This is a genomic window from Hymenobacter edaphi, assembly GCF_003258365.1.
In the GTDB taxonomy this organism is placed as follows: domain Bacteria; phylum Bacteroidota; class Bacteroidia; order Cytophagales; family Hymenobacteraceae; genus Solirubrum; species Solirubrum edaphi.
Genome location: NZ_QHKM01000006.1, coordinates 63085 through 79149 on the forward strand (window position 1 = coordinate 63085; position 16065 = coordinate 79149).

At 64.6% G+C, this 16065-nt stretch carries 16 protein-coding genes and 1 tRNA gene; 13 read left to right on the plus strand and 4 right to left on the minus strand.

Annotated features, from left to right (window positions below):
• Positions 1 to 60 precede the first annotated feature (60 nt).
• A complete protein-coding gene (locus DLM85_RS17800) occupies positions 61 to 339 on the plus strand; it encodes a hypothetical protein (RefSeq protein WP_111479488.1) in 279 nt (92 codons plus the stop codon).
• Between the two features lie 8 nt (positions 340 to 347).
• The gene (locus DLM85_RS17805; protein WP_111479489.1) at positions 348 to 689 is read left to right on the plus strand and encodes a hypothetical protein; all 342 of its coding nucleotides are present in this window, start codon (positions 348 to 350) and stop codon (positions 687 to 689) included.
• A gap of 98 nt (positions 690 to 787) precedes the next feature.
• On the opposite strand, the gene DLM85_RS17810 is transcribed toward DLM85_RS17805, so the two are convergent.
• A complete protein-coding gene (locus DLM85_RS17810; protein WP_111479490.1) occupies positions 788 to 1828 on the minus strand; it encodes an NAD(P)-dependent alcohol dehydrogenase in 1041 nt (346 codons plus the stop codon).
• Positions 1829 to 2022: 194 nt separating this feature from the next.
• Between DLM85_RS17810 and DLM85_RS17815 the strand changes: the two genes are divergently transcribed.
• A complete protein-coding gene (locus DLM85_RS17815) occupies positions 2023 to 2349 on the plus strand; it encodes a DMT family transporter (protein ID WP_111479491.1) in 327 nt (108 codons plus the stop codon).
• Here the strand turns inward: DLM85_RS17815 and DLM85_RS17820 are convergent.
• On the minus strand, positions 2346 to 2924 hold the full coding sequence (locus DLM85_RS17820; RefSeq protein ID WP_111479492.1) for a Crp/Fnr family transcriptional regulator: 579 nt from the start codon (positions 2922 to 2924) through the stop codon (positions 2346 to 2348). The genes DLM85_RS17815 and DLM85_RS17820 overlap by 4 nt on opposite strands.
• Before the next feature lie 93 nt (positions 2925 to 3017).
• Between DLM85_RS17820 and DLM85_RS17825 the strand changes: the two genes are divergently transcribed.
• A complete protein-coding gene (locus tag DLM85_RS17825; protein ID WP_111479493.1) occupies positions 3018 to 3548 on the plus strand; it encodes a GNAT family N-acetyltransferase in 531 nt (176 codons plus the stop codon).
• Between the two features lie 365 nt (positions 3549 to 3913).
• Here DLM85_RS17825 and DLM85_RS17830 read toward each other — a convergent pair.
• Positions 3914 to 3986: transfer RNA gene (locus DLM85_RS17830), tRNA-Phe, on the minus strand.
• 165 nt (positions 3987 to 4151) lie between these two features.
• On the opposite strand from DLM85_RS17830, the gene DLM85_RS17835 reads away from it, so the two are divergent.
• From DLM85_RS17835 to DLM85_RS17855, 5 genes are all read left to right on the plus strand, one after another.
• Positions 4152 to 5537 carry a 4Fe-4S dicluster domain-containing protein gene (locus tag DLM85_RS17835; RefSeq protein WP_111479494.1) on the plus strand — a complete coding sequence of 462 codons (1386 nt, stop codon included), beginning with the start codon at positions 4152 to 4154 and terminating at the stop codon, positions 5535 to 5537.
• A 117-nt stretch (positions 5538 to 5654) separates the two neighbouring features.
• The gene (locus tag DLM85_RS17840) at positions 5655 to 6512 is read left to right on the plus strand and encodes a (Fe-S)-binding protein (protein ID WP_111479495.1); all 858 of its coding nucleotides are present in this window, start codon (positions 5655 to 5657) and stop codon (positions 6510 to 6512) included.
• A 144-nt stretch (positions 6513 to 6656) separates the two neighbouring features.
• Positions 6657 to 7151: a hypothetical protein gene (locus tag DLM85_RS17845; protein WP_111479497.1), complete on the plus strand. Its 495-nt coding sequence runs from the start codon at positions 6657 to 6659 to the stop codon at positions 7149 to 7151.
• 125 nt (positions 7152 to 7276) lie between these two features.
• A complete protein-coding gene (locus tag DLM85_RS17850) occupies positions 7277 to 9325 on the plus strand; it encodes an OmpA family protein (protein ID WP_243636024.1) in 2049 nt (682 codons plus the stop codon).
• A gap of 279 nt (positions 9326 to 9604) precedes the next feature.
• Positions 9605 to 10582 carry a proline and serine-rich protein 1 family protein gene (locus DLM85_RS17855; RefSeq protein WP_111479499.1) on the plus strand — a complete coding sequence of 326 codons (978 nt, stop codon included), beginning with the start codon at positions 9605 to 9607 and terminating at the stop codon, positions 10580 to 10582.
• A gap of 114 nt (positions 10583 to 10696) precedes the next feature.
• Here DLM85_RS17855 and DLM85_RS17860 read toward each other — a convergent pair whose 3' ends face one another.
• Positions 10697 to 11167 carry a DUF4293 domain-containing protein gene (locus DLM85_RS17860; RefSeq protein WP_111479500.1) on the minus strand — a complete coding sequence of 157 codons (471 nt, stop codon included), beginning with the start codon at positions 11165 to 11167 and terminating at the stop codon, positions 10697 to 10699.
• A gap of 80 nt (positions 11168 to 11247) precedes the next feature.
• On the opposite strand from DLM85_RS17860, the gene DLM85_RS17865 reads away from it, so the two are divergent.
• The 4 genes from DLM85_RS17865 (at position 11248) to DLM85_RS17880 (ending at position 15989) form a co-directional block, all read left to right on the plus strand.
• On the plus strand, positions 11248 to 12447 hold the full coding sequence (locus DLM85_RS17865) for a thiolase family protein (RefSeq protein ID WP_111479501.1): 1200 nt from the start codon (positions 11248 to 11250) through the stop codon (positions 12445 to 12447).
• Positions 12447 to 13010: a GNAT family N-acetyltransferase gene (locus DLM85_RS17870; RefSeq protein WP_111479503.1), complete on the plus strand. Its 564-nt coding sequence runs from the start codon at positions 12447 to 12449 to the stop codon at positions 13008 to 13010. Before DLM85_RS17865 ends, DLM85_RS17870 begins: the two co-directional genes overlap by 1 nt.
• Before the next feature lie 109 nt (positions 13011 to 13119).
• Positions 13120 to 13944, plus strand: coding sequence for a tRNA pseudouridine(38-40) synthase TruA (truA, locus tag DLM85_RS17875; protein ID WP_111479504.1), 825 nt, complete (start codon positions 13120 to 13122; stop codon positions 13942 to 13944).
• A 341-nt stretch (positions 13945 to 14285) separates the two neighbouring features.
• Complete coding sequence (locus DLM85_RS17880; RefSeq protein WP_111479694.1) at positions 14286 to 15989, plus strand: ABC transporter ATP-binding protein; 1704 nt, start codon at positions 14286 to 14288, stop codon at positions 15987 to 15989.
• Positions 15990 to 16065: the final 76 nt, after the last annotated feature.

A 16065-nucleotide genomic window follows, 5' to 3' on the forward strand; every position in this document is an offset into this window, starting at 1 on the left:
TTCTTTGCTGATTCCCATTTCGTTCCCCTGCCCACGCCCGTCCGCCCCCCCCTTCGCCCCATGCCCGTTCCGTACCTCCCCGATGCGCCGCTGCTGTTAGCCCTGGGCTTCGTGCCGTACCGCTCACCCTCCGGCCAAACCCGCCACAGCCGCCCCAGCGCCTGCGGGCAGGAAACGATAGTGCTCTACGACGACGGCGAGCTGGCACTGCTCGAAGCCGTCAACGGCCAACTGCTCTACAGCTTCCAGGGCCGCGTCGCGTCCGAAGCCGAGCTGCGGGTGCTGCTGCGCCAGGTCAACTGGGCCACCGAGCCCCACGCTTACTCCCTAACCGAATAACCCTCCCCATGACCGATCAGTACCTGCGAAGCCTCGGCTTTTCGCCCCTGTCCGAAGACGCCCGCACGGGCCGCCCGGCCTTTGCCCGCGCCTGGCGCTACCAGCACGACCTGCAGGCCCTCGACGGGACGAGCGTGTTCATCGAGCACCCGCTGGGCATCGACCGCTGCCGGCTGAGCGCCACCCTCGCGCCCCTGCGCAGCGAGGAGGTATTTGCGGATATGGCCCTGCAGGACCGGCCCGCTCTGGAAGCGGCCCTGGCCGCCTTCTACCAGGCGCACGGCGGGGTGGGCACGCCGCGGCTCGTCGTGGCAACGGATCAGTTCCGGCCCTACTTCCGGCCCCACTAACCCGGCCGCCGGGGCCCGCCCCCGCCAGGCTGGTTGAAAACGAAACGGCCTCCGAGCAATCGGAGGCCGTTTCGGCAGTTAGGGGTAGCGGCAGCGGTTTACAGGCTGGCTATGTCGATAACGAAGCGGTAGCGGACGTCGCCCTTGACCATACGCTCGTAGGCCTGGGTGATGTCCTGAATGTTGATCAGCTCGATGTCGGACACGATGTTGTGCTCGGCGGCGAAATCCAGCATTTCCTGGGTTTCGGCAATGCCGCCGATGGTGGAGCCCGATACGCTCTTGCGGCCCGGAATCAGGGCGAAGGCCGGAATTTCCAGCGGCTTGGGCGGCGCCCCCACCAAAATGTGCGTGCCGCCGGTTTTGAGCAGCGTCAGGTACATGGGCACGTCGTGGTCGGCGGCCACGGTGTCGAGGATGAAGTCAAACGAGCCCTGCACGGCCTTGAGCTGCTCCTCGTCCTTGGTGACGACGAAGTGGTGCGCGCCCAGGGCTTTGGCGTCGGCTTCCTTGGCGGGCGAGGTGCTGAGCACGGTCACCTCGGCCCCGAAGGCCACGCCCCACTTCACGCCCATGTGGCCCAGCCCGCCCAGGCCCACGACGGCCAGCTTGTGGCCCGCGCCCACGCCCCAGTACTTAAGGGGCGAATACGTGGTGATGCCGGCGCAGAGCAGCGGAGCCACGGCGGCCAGGTCGAGCTTGTCGGACACACCTACCACGAATTCCTCGCGCACCACGATGGTGGTGGAGTAGCCGCCGTAGGTGGGCTGTCCGCTGCGGTCCAGGGCGTTGTAGGTCTGGGTGGCGCCTTCCAGGCAGTACTGCTCCAGGTCGGCCTGGCAGTTCTCACACACCTGGCAGGAGTCGACCAGGCAACCCACGCCGGCCAGCTGGCCGACCTGGAACTTCCGGACGTGGCCGCCGACCTGGCTGATGCGGCCGACGATTTCGTGGCCGGGCACCATCGGGAAAATGCCCGGGAACCACTCGTTTTTGATCTGGTGCAGGTCGCTGTGGCACACGCCGCAGAAAAGAATATCGATCTGCACGTCGTGCGGGCCGACCTCGCGGCGCTCGAAGCTCCAGGGAGCCAGGTCCGAGGTGGGGCTTTGGGCCGCGTAGCCTTTGGTCTGAATCATAGGAAAGGGTGCTGAATGCGAAAAACGTGGTTGAGTGCGCAAAGCTACGGGGTGCCTTGCCGGGCAATGCTACGGTTTTCAACGGGATGAGTATACTTTTCAACGCCCCACCGCGCCGCGCGGCGTTTTTAACATCGGTAAAAAGAAACGCGGGGCCCGGCCCGGACCTTTGCCCCACACGTTTCGTTTTCGCCATGCAGTGGTTGTTGTTGATGTTGGCCGGGCTGGCCGAAGTGGCCTTTGCCTTCTGCCTGGGCAAGGCCCGGCTTGCGGCGGGCCCCGCGTCCGGCGGGTGGTACGCGGCCTTCGCGGGCTGCGCCGCCCTGAGCTTTTACCTGCTCAACCGTAGCCTGGCCTTTTTGCCGCTGGGCACCGCCTACGCCGTCTGGACGGGCATTGGCGCCGTGGGCACGGCCGTGCTGGGCATCGTCGCGTTTGGCGACCCGCTCACCGGCCCGCGCCTGTTTTTCCTCACGCTGCTGATTGGCTCGGTGCTGGGCTTGAAGGCGGTGTCGCACTAAGGGCGCGGGCCCTGCTTCAGCCGGGCGCGTACGCGGCTCAGCGTAACCTGGGTGATGCCCAGGTAAGAGGCGATGTGGCCCAGCGCCACGCGCTGCAACAACTCGGGCCGCTGCTGCAGCAAATCGGCGTACCGCTCCTCGGCGGTGCGAAACTGGCGGGCAATGAGCTGCTGCTCGGTCTGCAGCCACACGCGCTCCACCATCACCCGGCCCCAGTTGGCCAGGTGCACATCGGTGCGGTACAGCTGCCGGAGCGCCGGCATGCCGAGCCGGAACAACCCGCTGTCTTCCAGCAGCTCGATGGTTTCGTAGCTCACGGCCTGCTCGGTGTAGCCGCGAATCGAGGCGAGTACCGCCCCTTCGGCGGAAAACCAGAAGGTGACCTCCCGGTCGGCCCGCCGGGCGTAGGCCCGCGCGAGGCCGCGCTGCAGCACGTAGATATGGTGGGCGAGCTGGTCGTCGCGAAACAAGGAGGTGCCTTTCGGCAATTCCACATACTCGGCCAGGGCCAGCACCCGGGCCAGCGAGGCGGGCGGCAGCGGATACGTGGCTTGCAGAATTTCCGGCAGGGTCATGCGCAGCAGTAGAAGGGCAGCAGGCAAAGATCGGGCGCCGCGCTGGCAATGCGGCCGCGCGGCGTAGTTAACGCACCACACCCCACGAACCTTATGAATCAACTGGTCATCAAGTTAGCCACGCTGCGGGACGTGGACCAGCTGCAACGCATCAGCCGGCAAACGTTTTATGAAACATTCGCGGCCAGCAACTCCGCCGAGAACATGGCGCGCTACCTGGAAGAAGGGTTGGCCCGGGAAAAACTGGCGACGGAACTGCAGAATCCGCACTCGGCGTTTTATTTCGCCGAGCTGGATAACACCGTCGTCGGGTACCTGAAAGTCAACACGGGACCGGCCCAAACCGAGTTGCAGGAGGTCGAAGCGCTTGAAATCGAGCGTATTTACGTGTTGCAGGCATATCAGGGGCAGCACGTCGGGCAGCGGCTGTACGACCGGGCCCTGCAGCTGGCCGCGCAGGCCCGGGCCCATTACGTATGGCTGGGGGTGTGGGAAGGAAACCCGCGGGCCATCGGCTTTTACCAGAAAAACGGCTTCGTCGCGTTCGGCCGGCACGTGTTCGTGCTGGGCGACGATGCCCAGACCGATATCCTGATGAAACGCGTCCTGCCGGGCTCGGCCTGACCGACGCCCCCGGCCGCTTTGCCGCGGAGGTGGCTCCCTCGGCAGTGCTGCTGCGGCCACTGGCGCCCTGGGCAGTCGGCCCGGCTGGTCCGAAGCCGCAATGCCCGGCAGCGCGCCCAAATCCGCGCCTGACCGGTCCCGACCCGGGACCTAAGCCAGATGCTGGCCGTGAGCCAGGCGCCGGTCCGCGCCGCCACGCGTCTGCCGCCGGGGCAACGCGTTTTTTGAGCAGTGCCCGCAAGCTTCGTCATGGCAAGTGGCTCAGCGACAGGGTGGGCGGCAGGCCGCGGTTTGTTTGTCCGGGGTCTGGGTCGAGCCCTGGAAAAGCAAAAACCCTCTCTGTGCAGTACAGAGAGGGTTTTCTGTGGTGATGGACGGAATCGAACCGCCGACACAAGGATTTTCAGTCCTTTGCTCTACCAGCTGAGCTACATCACCAGGTTGCCTTGGTGGCTGAATGGAGCGCAAAACTACAAACGCAGATTCACAATGCAAGTTTTCGAACAAAAAAAATCTTGCCACGAAAACGGAATACTTTTGTAGGCGTAGCAAAAGTATTCGGCATGCCTACTATCTTGCCGGCCCACCATTCCCCCCCGTTCCGTGGTACAAGTGCTTCAACAAATTCTCTTTCTGCTCGTCGCAGTCCTGGGCATCGGGCTGTTTGCGTGGCAGGTGCGAAAGATTCGCGCCAACATTCTGCAGGGCAAGGACCGCCTGATGGGCGGCTCCGTGGCCGAGCGCGTCAACAAAACCCTGCTCGTCGCCTTCGGCCAGCAGAAGATGTTCAAGCGTATCACGCCCGCCCTGCTCCACCTGGTGGTGTACGTGGGCTTCCTCGTCATCAACATCGAGGTCATCGAAATCATGATTGACGGCCTGGCCGGCTCGCACCGCATTCTGCGGGTGCTCGGCCCGGGCTACGACGCGCTGATGGCCACCAACGAGGTGCTCGGCGCGCTGGTTATCGTGGCCGTGGCCGCCTTCTGGTGGCGCCGCAACCGCACGCAGCCCGTGCGCCGCCTGACCGGCGTGGAGCTGCGCGCCTGGCCCAGGCTCGACGCCAACATCATTCTGTACGTGGAAGTGGCGCTGATGCTGGCCCTGTTCACCATGAACGCGGCCGACCTGAAGCTGCACCAGCTGCGCGGCGAAGAAATGCCCGGCACCTTCCCCGTCAGCGCCCTGCTGGTGGGCCTGATGCCCGACAACGTGACGGCCCTGCACGTGCTGGAGCGCGTGGGCTGGTGGATTCACATCGTGGGCATCCTGGCGTTCCTGAACTACCTGCCCTCGTCCAAGCACTTCCACATCATCATGGCCTTCCCGAACGTGTACTACTCGCGTTTGGTCCCGCAGGGCCAGTTTTCCAACGTCGACAGCATCACCCACGAGGTGAAGGCCATGCTTGACCCGAGCTACCAGGTACCCGCCCCGCCCACCGACGCCGCCGGCAACCCGGTGGTGCAGCGTTTCGGGGCCAAGGACGCCGACGATTTGCCCTGGACCAACCTGCTCAACGCCTACTCCTGCACCGAGTGCGGCCGCTGCACCTCGGTGTGCCCGGCCAATATCACCGGTAAGCTGCTCTCCCCGCGCAAAATCATCATGGACACGCGCGACCGGCTTGAGGAGAAATTCAACTCCCCGCTGATTTTCGAGCCCAACAAGTACCAAGGCGAGGAGCGCATGCAGGTGGATGAGGAAGGCTCCCTGGTGCGCGGCTACGTGACGCCCGAGGAGCTGTGGGCCTGCACCACCTGCAACGCCTGCGTGGAAGCCTGCCCGGTCAACATCAACCCGCTGGACAGCATCATCGAGATGCGCCGCTACCTGGTGCTGGAAGAGTCGGCCGCGCCGAACTCGCTGAACGTGATGTTCTCCAACATCGAAAACAACGGCGCCCCCTGGGCCTTCTCGCCGTCGGACCGCTTCAACTGGGCCGACGACCTGTACGTGGCTGACAAGGAGACAGGAATTAGAAGCTAGGAGCCAGAATACTCCTGCTAATTCCTGAACCCCATTCTATCTCCTCCCTCCCGACTTCTAGCTTCTCAAAAAAATATGGCTGAGCAAGTAGCCAAACGACAAGTTTCCGTGCCGCTGATGGCCGACCTCGCAGCCCGCGGCGAATCGCCCGAGGTGCTCTTCTGGGTTGGCTGCGCCGGTGCGTTCGACGACCGGTACAAGCGCGTGACCCGCGCCTTTGTGCGCATTCTGGAGCACGTGGGCGTGAAGTACGCCGTGCTGGGCATGGAAGAAACCTGCACCGGTGACCCGGCCAAGCGCGCCGGCAACGAGTTCCTATTTCAGATGCAGGCCATGCAGAACATCACCACCTTCGACGGCTACGGCATCAAGAAGATTGTGACGGCCTGCCCGCACTGCTTCAACACCATCAAGAACGAGTACCCCGCGCTGGGCGGCAATTACGAGGTCATTCACCACAGCACCTTCCTGCAGCAGCTCATCAACGAGGGCCGCGTGAAAGTGCAGGGGGGCGAATCCTACAAAGGCCGGCGCATCACCTTCCACGACAGCTGCTACCTGGGCCGCGCCAACGACATTTACGAAGCCCCGCGCGAGGTGCTGGCCGCCCTCGATGCCGACCTGGTGGAGATGAAGCGCAGCAAAGCCAACGGCCTGTGCTGCGGCGCCGGTGGCGCCCAGATGTGGAAAGAGCCCGAGCCCGGCAAAAAGGACATCAACGTGGAGCGCACCGAGGAAGCCCTGGCCACCCTCGACGGCAACGCCGCCGCCCTGGACGCCCTCTACGGCGTGGAAAGCGGCAACGCGGGGGCTACACCTTCGCCGAACAAGGCCGACAACGGCATCATCGCCGTGGGCTGCCCCTTCTGCATGACCATGATGAGCGACGGGGTAAAGAACAAGGAGCGCGAAAGCTCGGTACAGGTATTCGACCTGGCCGAACTGGTGGCCTCCGCCGAGGGCCTCAACGCCTAAGCCCGGCCATAAGGCCAAACCTGCTACCTTTCAGGCCCGCGCCGCCGGAACTTTTGTCCGGGGCGCGGGCCTTCTCATTTTGGGCCGCAGTTGCTTCATTACGGGCCTGGCCGCGCGCTGCGCCCTGCCTTTCTCTCTATCTATATGTTCGTCGCTTTTCACGAACTCCCCGCCACGGCCCGCGTCTGGATTTACCAGGCCAGCCGCCCCCTCACCGACGCCGAGCTGACGGCCGTGCAGCCCGCCCTGCAGCAGTTCTCGGAAGCCTGGACCAGCCACGGCCGTACCCTGCGCGCCTCGGCCGAGTTTCGCTACCGCCAGTTCCTCGTCATCGGCCTCGACGAAGCCGTGGCCGATGCCAGCGGCTGCTCCATCGATGCCTCCGTGCGCTTCGTGCGCGAGCTGGAAGCGGCGCTGGGCCTGACGCTGCTGGCCAAGGAAGAACTGGCGTTTCTGGCGCCCGACGGGCAGGTACAGCTCGTGCCGCGCCGCGAACTGAAGCAGGCCGTGCTGGCCGGGCGGCTGCAGCCCGACTCGCCGTATTTCGACAACACTATTGCCCAGCGCGCGGCGCTGGAAACGGCCTGGCCGGCCCCGGCCGCAACGACTTGGCTGGCCCGTTATTTTGCTGGCAACTAGGAAAAAATCCGGAGCAGCGGCGGAATACTATGTAAACTTAGTATTATTGCTAGCCCCAATTTGGGCAGGTTCCACCCGAACCACCTCCACACCCACCACCCCACCTTCTCTCTTTCTACCACCTTATGAAGAACCTCATCGTTGCTTGCGCAGCGGCTGGCTCGGTGGCCGTCCTGGGCGGCTGCGCCGCGTCGGGCGGGCTGAGCAAAGCCGATAAGCGCTTTGCCCGTGGCGAGTATGAAACCGCCATTGAACTCTACAAGGCCGATGTGGCCAAGGGCAAGGACATTGCCACGGCCAACTACAAAATTGCCGAGGCGTACCGCATGTCGAACCGCATCGAGCAGGCCGAGCAGTACTACAAGGCTGCGCTGGACGGTGGGGTGAAAAACGCCGATGCGCCGTTTTACTACGGTCTGGCCCTGAAAGCCAACGGCAAGTACGAGGAAGCCGCCACGCAGCTGGAGCAGTACTCCACCAGCGGCACCAACCGCACGCTGGTCGCCCGCGCCGAGCGCGAAGCGCAGAACGCCAAGGCCGTACCCGGCCTGATGGCCATGCGCAACAACAACGAAGTAACGCCGCTGGACCAGATCAACACGGCCTCGTCGGACTTCAGCGCCACCATCAAGCCCGATACCAAGGAGCTGGTGTTTGCCTCGGGCCGCGACGGGAAGAAGTTCGCCGGCAACGGTGAAGGGTTTAATCACCTCTACGCCATCAAGTTCGATGACGCGGAGAAGATGACGGGTGGAACGGTGATGCCCTACGAGTCGGTGGCCATGGGTGGCGCTGCTGCTGCTCCGGCCCCGGCCGCTACCGGCACCACGCCGGCCCCGGCTGCTCCGGCCAAGAGCGACAAGGACGCCGGCAAGCCGGTGTTCAACAAGCCGAACATGCACCAGGCCTCGGCGACTTTCTCGCCCGACGGCAAAATGATGATTTTCGCCCGCTCGAACGACGGCTCGAAGAAAGGCCTGCTGAGCGTGGACCTGTTCGTGTCGTACTTCCGCGGCGGCACCTGGACCGAGCCCGAACTGGTGCGCGGCGTGAACAACAGCAAGGCCGACGACTTCTCGCCGGTACTCTCGCCCGATGGGCAGACGCTGTACTTCGCCTCGTCGCGCCCCGGCGGGCAGGGCGGCAACGACATCTACAAGTCGACGCTGGGCGCCAACAACCGCTTCTCGGCTCCCGAGAACCTGGGCGACCAGATCAACACTCCCGGCAACGAAAACTTCCCGGCCGTAGCGCCGGATGGCATGCTGTACTTCTCGTCGGACGGGCACCCGGGCTTCGGGAAGCTCGACCTGTTCCGGGTGGAGAAAAACGGCAAGGTGACCAACCTGGGCGCCCCGATCAACAGCACTGGCGACGATTTCGCCCCGCTCCTGACGGGCACCGACATGGGCGTGTTCTCGTCGAACCGCGCCGGTGGCAAGGGTTCGGACGACCTGTACATGTTCCGCAAGAAGCCGCTTAAGCTCGTGACCTTCTACGCCGAAGGCAAGGTGCTGGGCAAAGACGCCAAAACCGGCGCTACCGAGCCGCTGGCCAACGAAACGGTAACCATCACCAACGCCAACGGCCAGAAGCAGGACGTGCAGGCCGGTGCCGATGGCTCGTTCAAGGTGAAGCTGGACACTTCCGCGACCTACTCCCTCGTGGCGGACCGCGGCGGCTACTTCACGGCCCGCCAGAGCGTGAGCACCGTGGGCAAAGTGCCGGCGCAGGATCAGCTGGCTAACGAGCAGAACGACATCAGCATTCCGGTGACGCTGACGCTCGACAAAATCGTCGTGAACAAGGCCATCGTGGTGGACAACATCTTCTACGACTACAACAAGTGGGACATTCGCCCGGACGCGGCTACCGAGCTGGACAAGCTGGTGCAGACGCTGGTGGACAACCCGGACATCAACATCGAGCTTAGCTCGCATACCGATGCCCGCGGTAAGGATGCCTTCAACCAGACCCTGTCGCAGAAGCGGGCGCAGTCGGCCGTAGACTACATCATTTCCAAAGGTGTACCCGCCACGCGCATCACGGCCAAGGGTTACGGCGAAACCAAGCCGGTAATCAAGACTGCGAAGACCGAGGAGGAGCACCAGAAGAACCGTCGCACGGAATTCAAGGTGACCAAAATCAACGCGGCTCCTTCGACGACCAACTAAGCAGCGGCTGACGCCAACGCTGAACCAAGCCCCCGCACCACCCGGTGCGGGGGCTTTTTTGTGGCCCGAATTTGGGCTACGCCGGCCCTCTGGTGCAGTGCGCCTCTCCCAGCACGGTTGGCCATCAGCTGCTCCGGCATCCGGTGCCAGGCGGCTTGAGAGGGAGCCACATTGCTCTGCCGGCTGGTTGGCCGCTGCGCCGCATGCTTTGGCACAGATGTTGGCTTAGGGCGGGGCAGCGGCCCCGTTGTGGTGGGGGCGTTTTGCCTCTCTTCAGCTATGAAAAATATCTTACTACTGGGCCTGAGCCTGCTGCTGACGGCGCAGGTGGCCCTGGCCATTCCGGCGGGCCTGGCCGTGCGCTCCGAGCGCGGCCTGCCTTTCCGCCTTCGCCTCGACGGCTACCGCATCGGCGGGCGCACGGGCATGACCGACGTCCGCTTCGGGCGCCTCGCGCCGGGGCAGCACTGGGCCGAGTTTCAGCTGCCGGCCAACGGGGGCGTGCTCACTTTCCGCACCCGCGTCGACCTGGTGCCGGGGCGCGAAACGCGCTTCGTGCTGGTGACGCGCCGCGGCTACCCGCCGGTATTGCAGCGCGTGAGCGAAGCCCCGCTGCCCGGCTGGGCTGGCGGCCGCGGCCCCGGCCGCCCCGATGACTACGGCTACCAGTGCCAGCCCACGCCCTTCGGTGGCCCCAGCAGCTGGCCCGCCCCCGGCACCCGCGACGACTGGTTTGGCCGCGGCGACGAGGGGGGCTACGGCAACGGAAACTACGGCGGCAATGCGCCCGGGCCGTACAATCAGCCGAACCAGACGCCTGGGGGCAACTACCCGCAACCGGGCAATAGTGGCGGCAACGGTGGCAACGGCACTAACGGTTATCCGCAGCCGGGCAATAATGGCGGTAGCTACGGCAACGGCGCTTACGGCAATGCGGGCGGCTACCCGGCCAATCAGCGCCACCTGCTGACCCCACAGGAAACCGAGCAGCTGGTGCAGGCCGTGCGGGCCCGCTCTTTTGAGGACCAGAAAGTGCTGCTGGCCCGGCAGGCCCTGGCCGAAAGCGACATCCGCAGCGAGGACCTGCGCCGCCTGCTCCAAGGCTTCGATTTCGACAAGGGGAAACTGGAGCTGGCCAAGTTCGCCTACGCCCGGGTGGCCGACCGGCAGAACTTTTACCGCATCTACGAGGTGTTCAGCTTCGACGCCAGCGTGCGGGAGATGCAGCAGTTCATCGAGCAGAACCGCGGGGCCTAGCTACGCTGGCAGCCGCTCAGAGCAAGAAAAAACGCCCCGACGCACGCGTGCGTCGGGGCGTTTTTGTTTCCGTTGTTGCCGGGCATGTCAGGGCAACAGGTTGATAAACTGTAGTTAGCGCAGGCGGTCCATGGAGCGGACCAGCTTTTCGTCGCGGCGGATGAAGCGGTTGGCCAGCAGGTTGAGCAGCAGCGCCAGGGTGGGCAGGTAGAAGCCGGCTTCGAAGGTGCCGGGCATTTTCACGTTGACCATCTGCTCGCCTACTTGGGTAACGTAGTACCAGCAGGCGCCGATGGTGGCCGAGATGAGCAGCAGGTTCAGGGAGCCGAGCATGAGCTGGGTCATGCGCTTCTGGTACTGGAAGATTTCGGCCAGGGCCACGAGGGCCGAAATGGCGGCCAGGGCGGCAATGGCGTAGGTGGCCAGGGGCGCCTGGGCGGGATTAGTGGACGTCAGGTGCGTGGCCGTGAGCGTAACGGTCTGGTTGGTTTGCGGATCGGTTTTGGCCCAGATCGGCAGAAACAGTACGCAGACCATGCAAATGGCGAGCAGCAGCAGAAAAACGCTTTGAATTCTTTGTATCATCTTTGTTGTTATGAGCGAATGGCTGGCCGAAGACGGCCGGCAAAAGTAGCCAAAAGACTCCGCTAACCCGCATTCTTCCAATGCCTGAAGCCTATATCGTCGACGCGGTGCGTACACCCGTCGGCAAGTTTGGCGGCGCCCTCAGCGCCGTGCGCCCCGACGACCTGACCGCCGTAGTGCTGCGCGAACTGCTGCGCCGCAACTCCGCCATCGACCCCAAAACCATTGAAGACGTCATCATCGGCGCGGCCAATCAGGCCGGGGAGGACAACCGCAACGTGGCCCGCATGGCCGCCCTGCTGGCTGGCCTGCCGCTGTCGGTAGCCGGCGTGACGGTGAACCGCCTCTGCGCCTCCGGCCTGCAAAGCATCATCGACGCCACCCGCGCTGTGCGCTCGGGCGACGGCGACGTGTACCTGGCCGGCGGGGCCGAGAGCATGACCCGCGCTCCGTTCGTCATGGCCAAGTCGGAAACGGCCTTCGGGCGCGACTTCACCGCCCACGACACCACGCTGGGCTGGCGCTTCGTCAACCCCAAGCTGGCCAAGCTGCACCACCCGTATTCCATGGGCGAAACCGCCGAGAACGTGGCCAAGCAGTACGGCATCACGCGCGAGGAGCAGGATCAGTGGGCCTTCGACTCGCAGCGCAAGTACCAGCGCGCCTTCGAAAAAGGCCGCTTCCGCCGCGAAATCGTGCCGGTGTTCGTGGCTCAGCCCAAGACTGAGGCCGTAATGTTCGACACCGACGAGCACCCGCGCGCCACGGCTTTGGAGAAACTGGCGACGCTGAAGCCGGCTTTTATCCCGAACGGCTCGGTGACGGCCGGCAACTCGGCGGGCATCAACGACGGCGCCGCCGCCACGCTGGTGGTGAGCGAAGAAGTAGTGAAGCGCCTGAACCTGAAGCCGCTGGCCCGCGTGGTATCGTCGGCCGTGGCGGGCGTCGATCCGGCCATCATGGGCGTGGGGCCGATTCCGGCCACGCAGAAAGCCCTGCAGCGCGCTGGGCTGAGCATCAACGACATCGATCTGATTGAGCTGAACGAGGCCTTTGCGGCCCAGGTCATTGCCGTCATGCGCGAGCTGAACATGGACCCGGCCAAAATCAACGTCAACGGCGGCTCCATTGCCATCGGGCACCCGCTGGGCGCCTCGGGGGCGCGCATCACGGCCACGCTGCTGCACGAGATGCAGCGCCGCGACGACGTGCGCTACGGCCTGGCCACGATGTGCGTCGGGGTAGGGCAGGGGGCGGCTATCATCTACGAGAAGCTGTAATGGCGGCCGCCCCGGCCCCCGACCTGCTGCGGCCCGTGCTGCCGCTGGCGGTGGCCGGGGCGCGCCTGCGGCCTTTCGAAGCTGCCGACGCGCCCGCGCTGGCCCGCCACGCCAATGACCGGGACATCTGGCGCAACCTGCGCGACCGGTTTCCGCACCCCTACACCCTGGCTGACGCCGAGTGGTACGTGCAGTTTGTGGACGCCGATGGTAGCCGCGACCTGCACCTGTGCATCGAAGTCGACGGCGAGGCGGCGGGTAGCATCAGCGTGCTGTTTCAGGACGATATCAGCCGCCGCTCGGCCGAAATCGGCTACTGGCTGGGCCGCGCCCACTGGGGCCGTGGCATCGTGCCGGCCGCCGTGCGGGCCCTGGCCGGCTACGCGCTGACGCATTTTGACCTATGCCGGCTCTACGCCACCGTGTTCGAGTACAACCCGGCCTCGGCGCGGGTGCTGGAAAAAGCCGGTTTCGAGCTGGAAGGCCGGCTGCGGCGCAGCATTACCAAGGACGGCCAAACCGTCGACGGCCTGCTCTACGCGTTGCTTCATTCTGAATGCTGAATTGAGGGTACGGCCATACCCCAGCCGGTTTGGGTGGTCTGGTTCAGACCTCCGAACCTCATCAGGCCGCCCCGATTCCTAATTCAGCATTCCCAATTCAGAATTGCCCTTGCGCTACTTCCTCGAACTCGCCTACGACGGCACGGCTTACCGAGGCTGGCAGATGCAGCCCGCGGCCCCGAGCGTGCAGCAGGAGCTGGACCGCCGCCTCACGCAGATTCTGCGGCAGCCGGTGTACTCGCTCGGCAGCGGCCGCACGGACTCGGGCGTGCACGCCAGCCACCAGGTCGCGCACTTCGACGCGGAGCTGCCGGCGGGCCTGAGCCTGGAGCAGCTGCTGTACCGCCTGAACCGCGCCCTGCCCTCCGACATCGGGGCCTACGCCCTCACGCCGGTGCAGCCCGACGCGCACGCCCGCTTTTCGGCCGTGGCGCGCTCCTACGAGTACCACGTGGCGCTGCGCCGGGACCCGTTTCGGCGCGACCAGGCCCTGTGGCTGGATAAAGCGCCCGACGTGGCGGCCATGAACGAGGCGGCCCAGTACCTCGTCGGGCAGCGCGACTTCACGGCCTTTTCCAAAGTGAAAGGGGCCGAAACGCACTACGTGTGCTGGGTGCACGAGGCCGGCTGGCACCCCACGCCCCACGGGCTGATGTTCCGCATCCGGGCCAACCGCTTCGTGCGCGGCATGGTGCGGCTGGTGGTGGGCACCCTGCTCGACGTGGGACGGGGCCGCCTCACGCCCGCGCAGTTTGCCGACATTCTGCACCGGCAGCAGCGCATTGCGGCCAGCGGGGCGGCGGCGGCACACGGGCTGTTTCTGAGCCGGGTGGAGTATCCGCCGGAGGTGCTGCTGCCGGGCCCGGAGCCGCAGCAGAAGCCGTTTTTCGTGACGGATGCGGAGCTGCAGCCGTTTTACTGGCAGCAGAAGTAGACCTCACCCCCCCGGCCCCCTCTCCTTAGGGAGAGAGAAGGGGAGCCAAACGATATTTCTAAGTAGCAGGAAGCGTACCTATCAATGCCTAACGGGCGCGCTTTCTGCTTTTAATGCACCGCCTGACTACTGTTGCTGAATTCTGGCTCCCCCTCTCCCTAAGGAGAGGGGGCCGGGGGGTGAGGTCCTTGCCGTAACTTGCGCCCCCATTGGGCGGTTTACTGCCGTACCCATTCTCCCGCCCACCTAATCCCCACCCGCTGCCCGTGGAATCCGCTGCGCCCGCCGCTACCTCCGCCAAAGCCGGCAATATCTTCGACTGGCAGGTGCTGCGGCGCCTGATGGTCTATATCCGGCCTTACCGCGGCGTGTTTGCGCTGCTCATCGTCCTGACCATTGCCACGGCCGCGCTGGGCACGGTGCGCCCCTTCCTGATTCAGCAGATGGTGGACGTGCAGATCAGCAGCGGCGACTGGCCGGGGCTGAACCGCATGTTTGCCCTGCTGCTGGGCTTGCTGGTGGTGCACACCGGCGTGAGCTACCTGCAGACCTACTACGGCGGCTGGCTGGGCCAGTACATCGTGCGCGACATCCGCGTCGACCTCTACCGCCACATCCTGAACCTGCGGCTGCAGTTCTTCGACCGCACGCCCATCGGGGTGCTGGTCACGCGCAACATTTCGGACGTGGAAACCTTGTCGGATGTGTTCAGCGAGGGGCTGGCGGCCATGATTGGCGACATTCTGCAGCTGGTGTTCATCATGGCCTTCATGTTCTATATCGACTGGCGGCTGACGCTGGTGAGCCTCTCGGTGATTCCGCCGCTGCTCTTCAGCACCTACGTGTTCAAGGAGAAGGTCAAGAAGTCGTTTCAGGAGGTGCGCACGGCCGTGGCCAACCTTAACGCCTTCGTGCAGGAGCACCTGACGGGCATGAACATCGTGCAGATTTTCAACAACGAGCAGCGCGAGTTCCGCAAGTTCGAGGCGCTGAACAAGGAGCATACCGCGGCCAACATCCGCTCGGTGCTCTACTATTCGGTGTACTTCCCGGTGGCCGAGGTGCTGGGCGCGGTGGGCGTGGGCCTGCTGGTGTGGTACGCCTCGCACGGGCAAATCGAAGGCACCATCTCCAAGGGCGCGCTGATTGCCTTCATCATGTACAACGCGCTGTTTTTCCGGCCCATCCGCCAGATTGCCGACCGGTTCAACACCCTGCAACTGGGCCTGGTGAGCACCGAGCGCCTGCTCAAGCTGCTCGACAGCCAGGAGTTTATTCCCGACGAGGGCACGCGCCAGCCGACGACCCTGAAAGGCGCGGTGGACTTCCGCCACGTCTGGTTTGCCTACAACGAGCCGGAATGGGTGCTCAAGGACATCAGCTTCGAGGTGAAGCCGGGGCAGACGGTGGCCTTCGTGGGCGCCACCGGCGCGGGCAAGACCAGCATCATCAACCTGCTCTCGCGCTTCTACGACATTCAGCAGGGCGAAATCTGCGTCGACGGGCACGATTTGCGCGAGTACGACCTGAAGGCCCTGCGCAAGCACATCGGCGTGGTGCTGCAGGACGTGTTCCTCTTCAACGGCACGATTCAGGACAACATCACCCTGGGCAACGACGACATCACCGAGGCCCAGATCTGGCACGCCGCCCGGCTCGTGGGGGCCGATAAGTTTATCGAGCGGCTGCCCGGCGGCTTGCAGTACAAGGTGATGGAGCGCGGCTCCACGCTGTCGGTGGGGCAGCGCCAGCTCATCAGCTTCGTGCGCGCCCTGGTGTACGACCCGCGCATTATCATCCTCGACGAGGCCACGTCCTCGGTCGACTCCGAAACGGAGGAAATGATTCAGCAGGCCATCGAAAAGCTGATGCTGGGCCGCACGTCCCTGGTCATTGCCCACCGCCTAAGCACCATCCAGAAAGCTGACCGCATCATCGTGCTCGACCGCGGCGAAATCAAGGAAAGCGGGCAACACGAGGAGTTGCTGCGCCTGCCCGGCGGCTACTACGCCCAGCTCTACCAGATGCAATATGTAACCGAATAGGTGAGCTGGTGAGGTGGTGAAATGGTGAGTTGACGTTCCGTTTGCGCAGGATGCGCGGTTCGCCCCACCAGAACAT

Coding starts and splice junctions, on each gene's coding strand:
- DLM85_RS17800 (WP_111479488.1), top strand. CDS start 61: ATGCCCGTTCCGTACCTCCCCGATGCGCCGCTGCTGTTAGCCCTGGGC.
- DLM85_RS17805 (WP_111479489.1), top strand. CDS start 348: ATGACCGATCAGTACCTGCGAAGCCTCGGCTTTTCGCCCCTGTCCGAA.
- DLM85_RS17810 (WP_111479490.1), bottom strand. CDS start 1,828: ATGATTCAGACCAAAGGCTACGCGGCCCAAAGCCCCACCTCGGACCTG.
- DLM85_RS17815 (WP_111479491.1), top strand. CDS start 2,023: ATGCAGTGGTTGTTGTTGATGTTGGCCGGGCTGGCCGAAGTGGCCTTT.
- DLM85_RS17820 (WP_111479492.1), bottom strand. CDS start 2,924: ATGACCCTGCCGGAAATTCTGCAAGCCACGTATCCGCTGCCGCCCGCC.
- DLM85_RS17825 (WP_111479493.1), top strand. CDS start 3,018: ATGAATCAACTGGTCATCAAGTTAGCCACGCTGCGGGACGTGGACCAG.
- DLM85_RS17840 (WP_111479495.1), top strand. CDS start 5,655: ATGGCCGACCTCGCAGCCCGCGGCGAATCGCCCGAGGTGCTCTTCTGG.
- DLM85_RS17845 (WP_111479497.1), top strand. CDS start 6,657: ATGTTCGTCGCTTTTCACGAACTCCCCGCCACGGCCCGCGTCTGGATT.
- DLM85_RS17850 (WP_243636024.1), top strand. CDS start 7,277: ATGAAGAACCTCATCGTTGCTTGCGCAGCGGCTGGCTCGGTGGCCGTC.
- DLM85_RS17855 (WP_111479499.1), top strand. CDS start 9,605: ATGAAAAATATCTTACTACTGGGCCTGAGCCTGCTGCTGACGGCGCAG.
- DLM85_RS17860 (WP_111479500.1), bottom strand. CDS start 11,167: ATGATACAAAGAATTCAAAGCGTTTTTCTGCTGCTGCTCGCCATTTGC.
- DLM85_RS17865 (WP_111479501.1), top strand. CDS start 11,248: ATGCCTGAAGCCTATATCGTCGACGCGGTGCGTACACCCGTCGGCAAG.
- DLM85_RS17870 (WP_111479503.1), top strand. CDS start 12,447: ATGGCGGCCGCCCCGGCCCCCGACCTGCTGCGGCCCGTGCTGCCGCTG.
- DLM85_RS17880 (WP_111479694.1), top strand. CDS start 14,286: ATGGTCTATATCCGGCCTTACCGCGGCGTGTTTGCGCTGCTCATCGTC.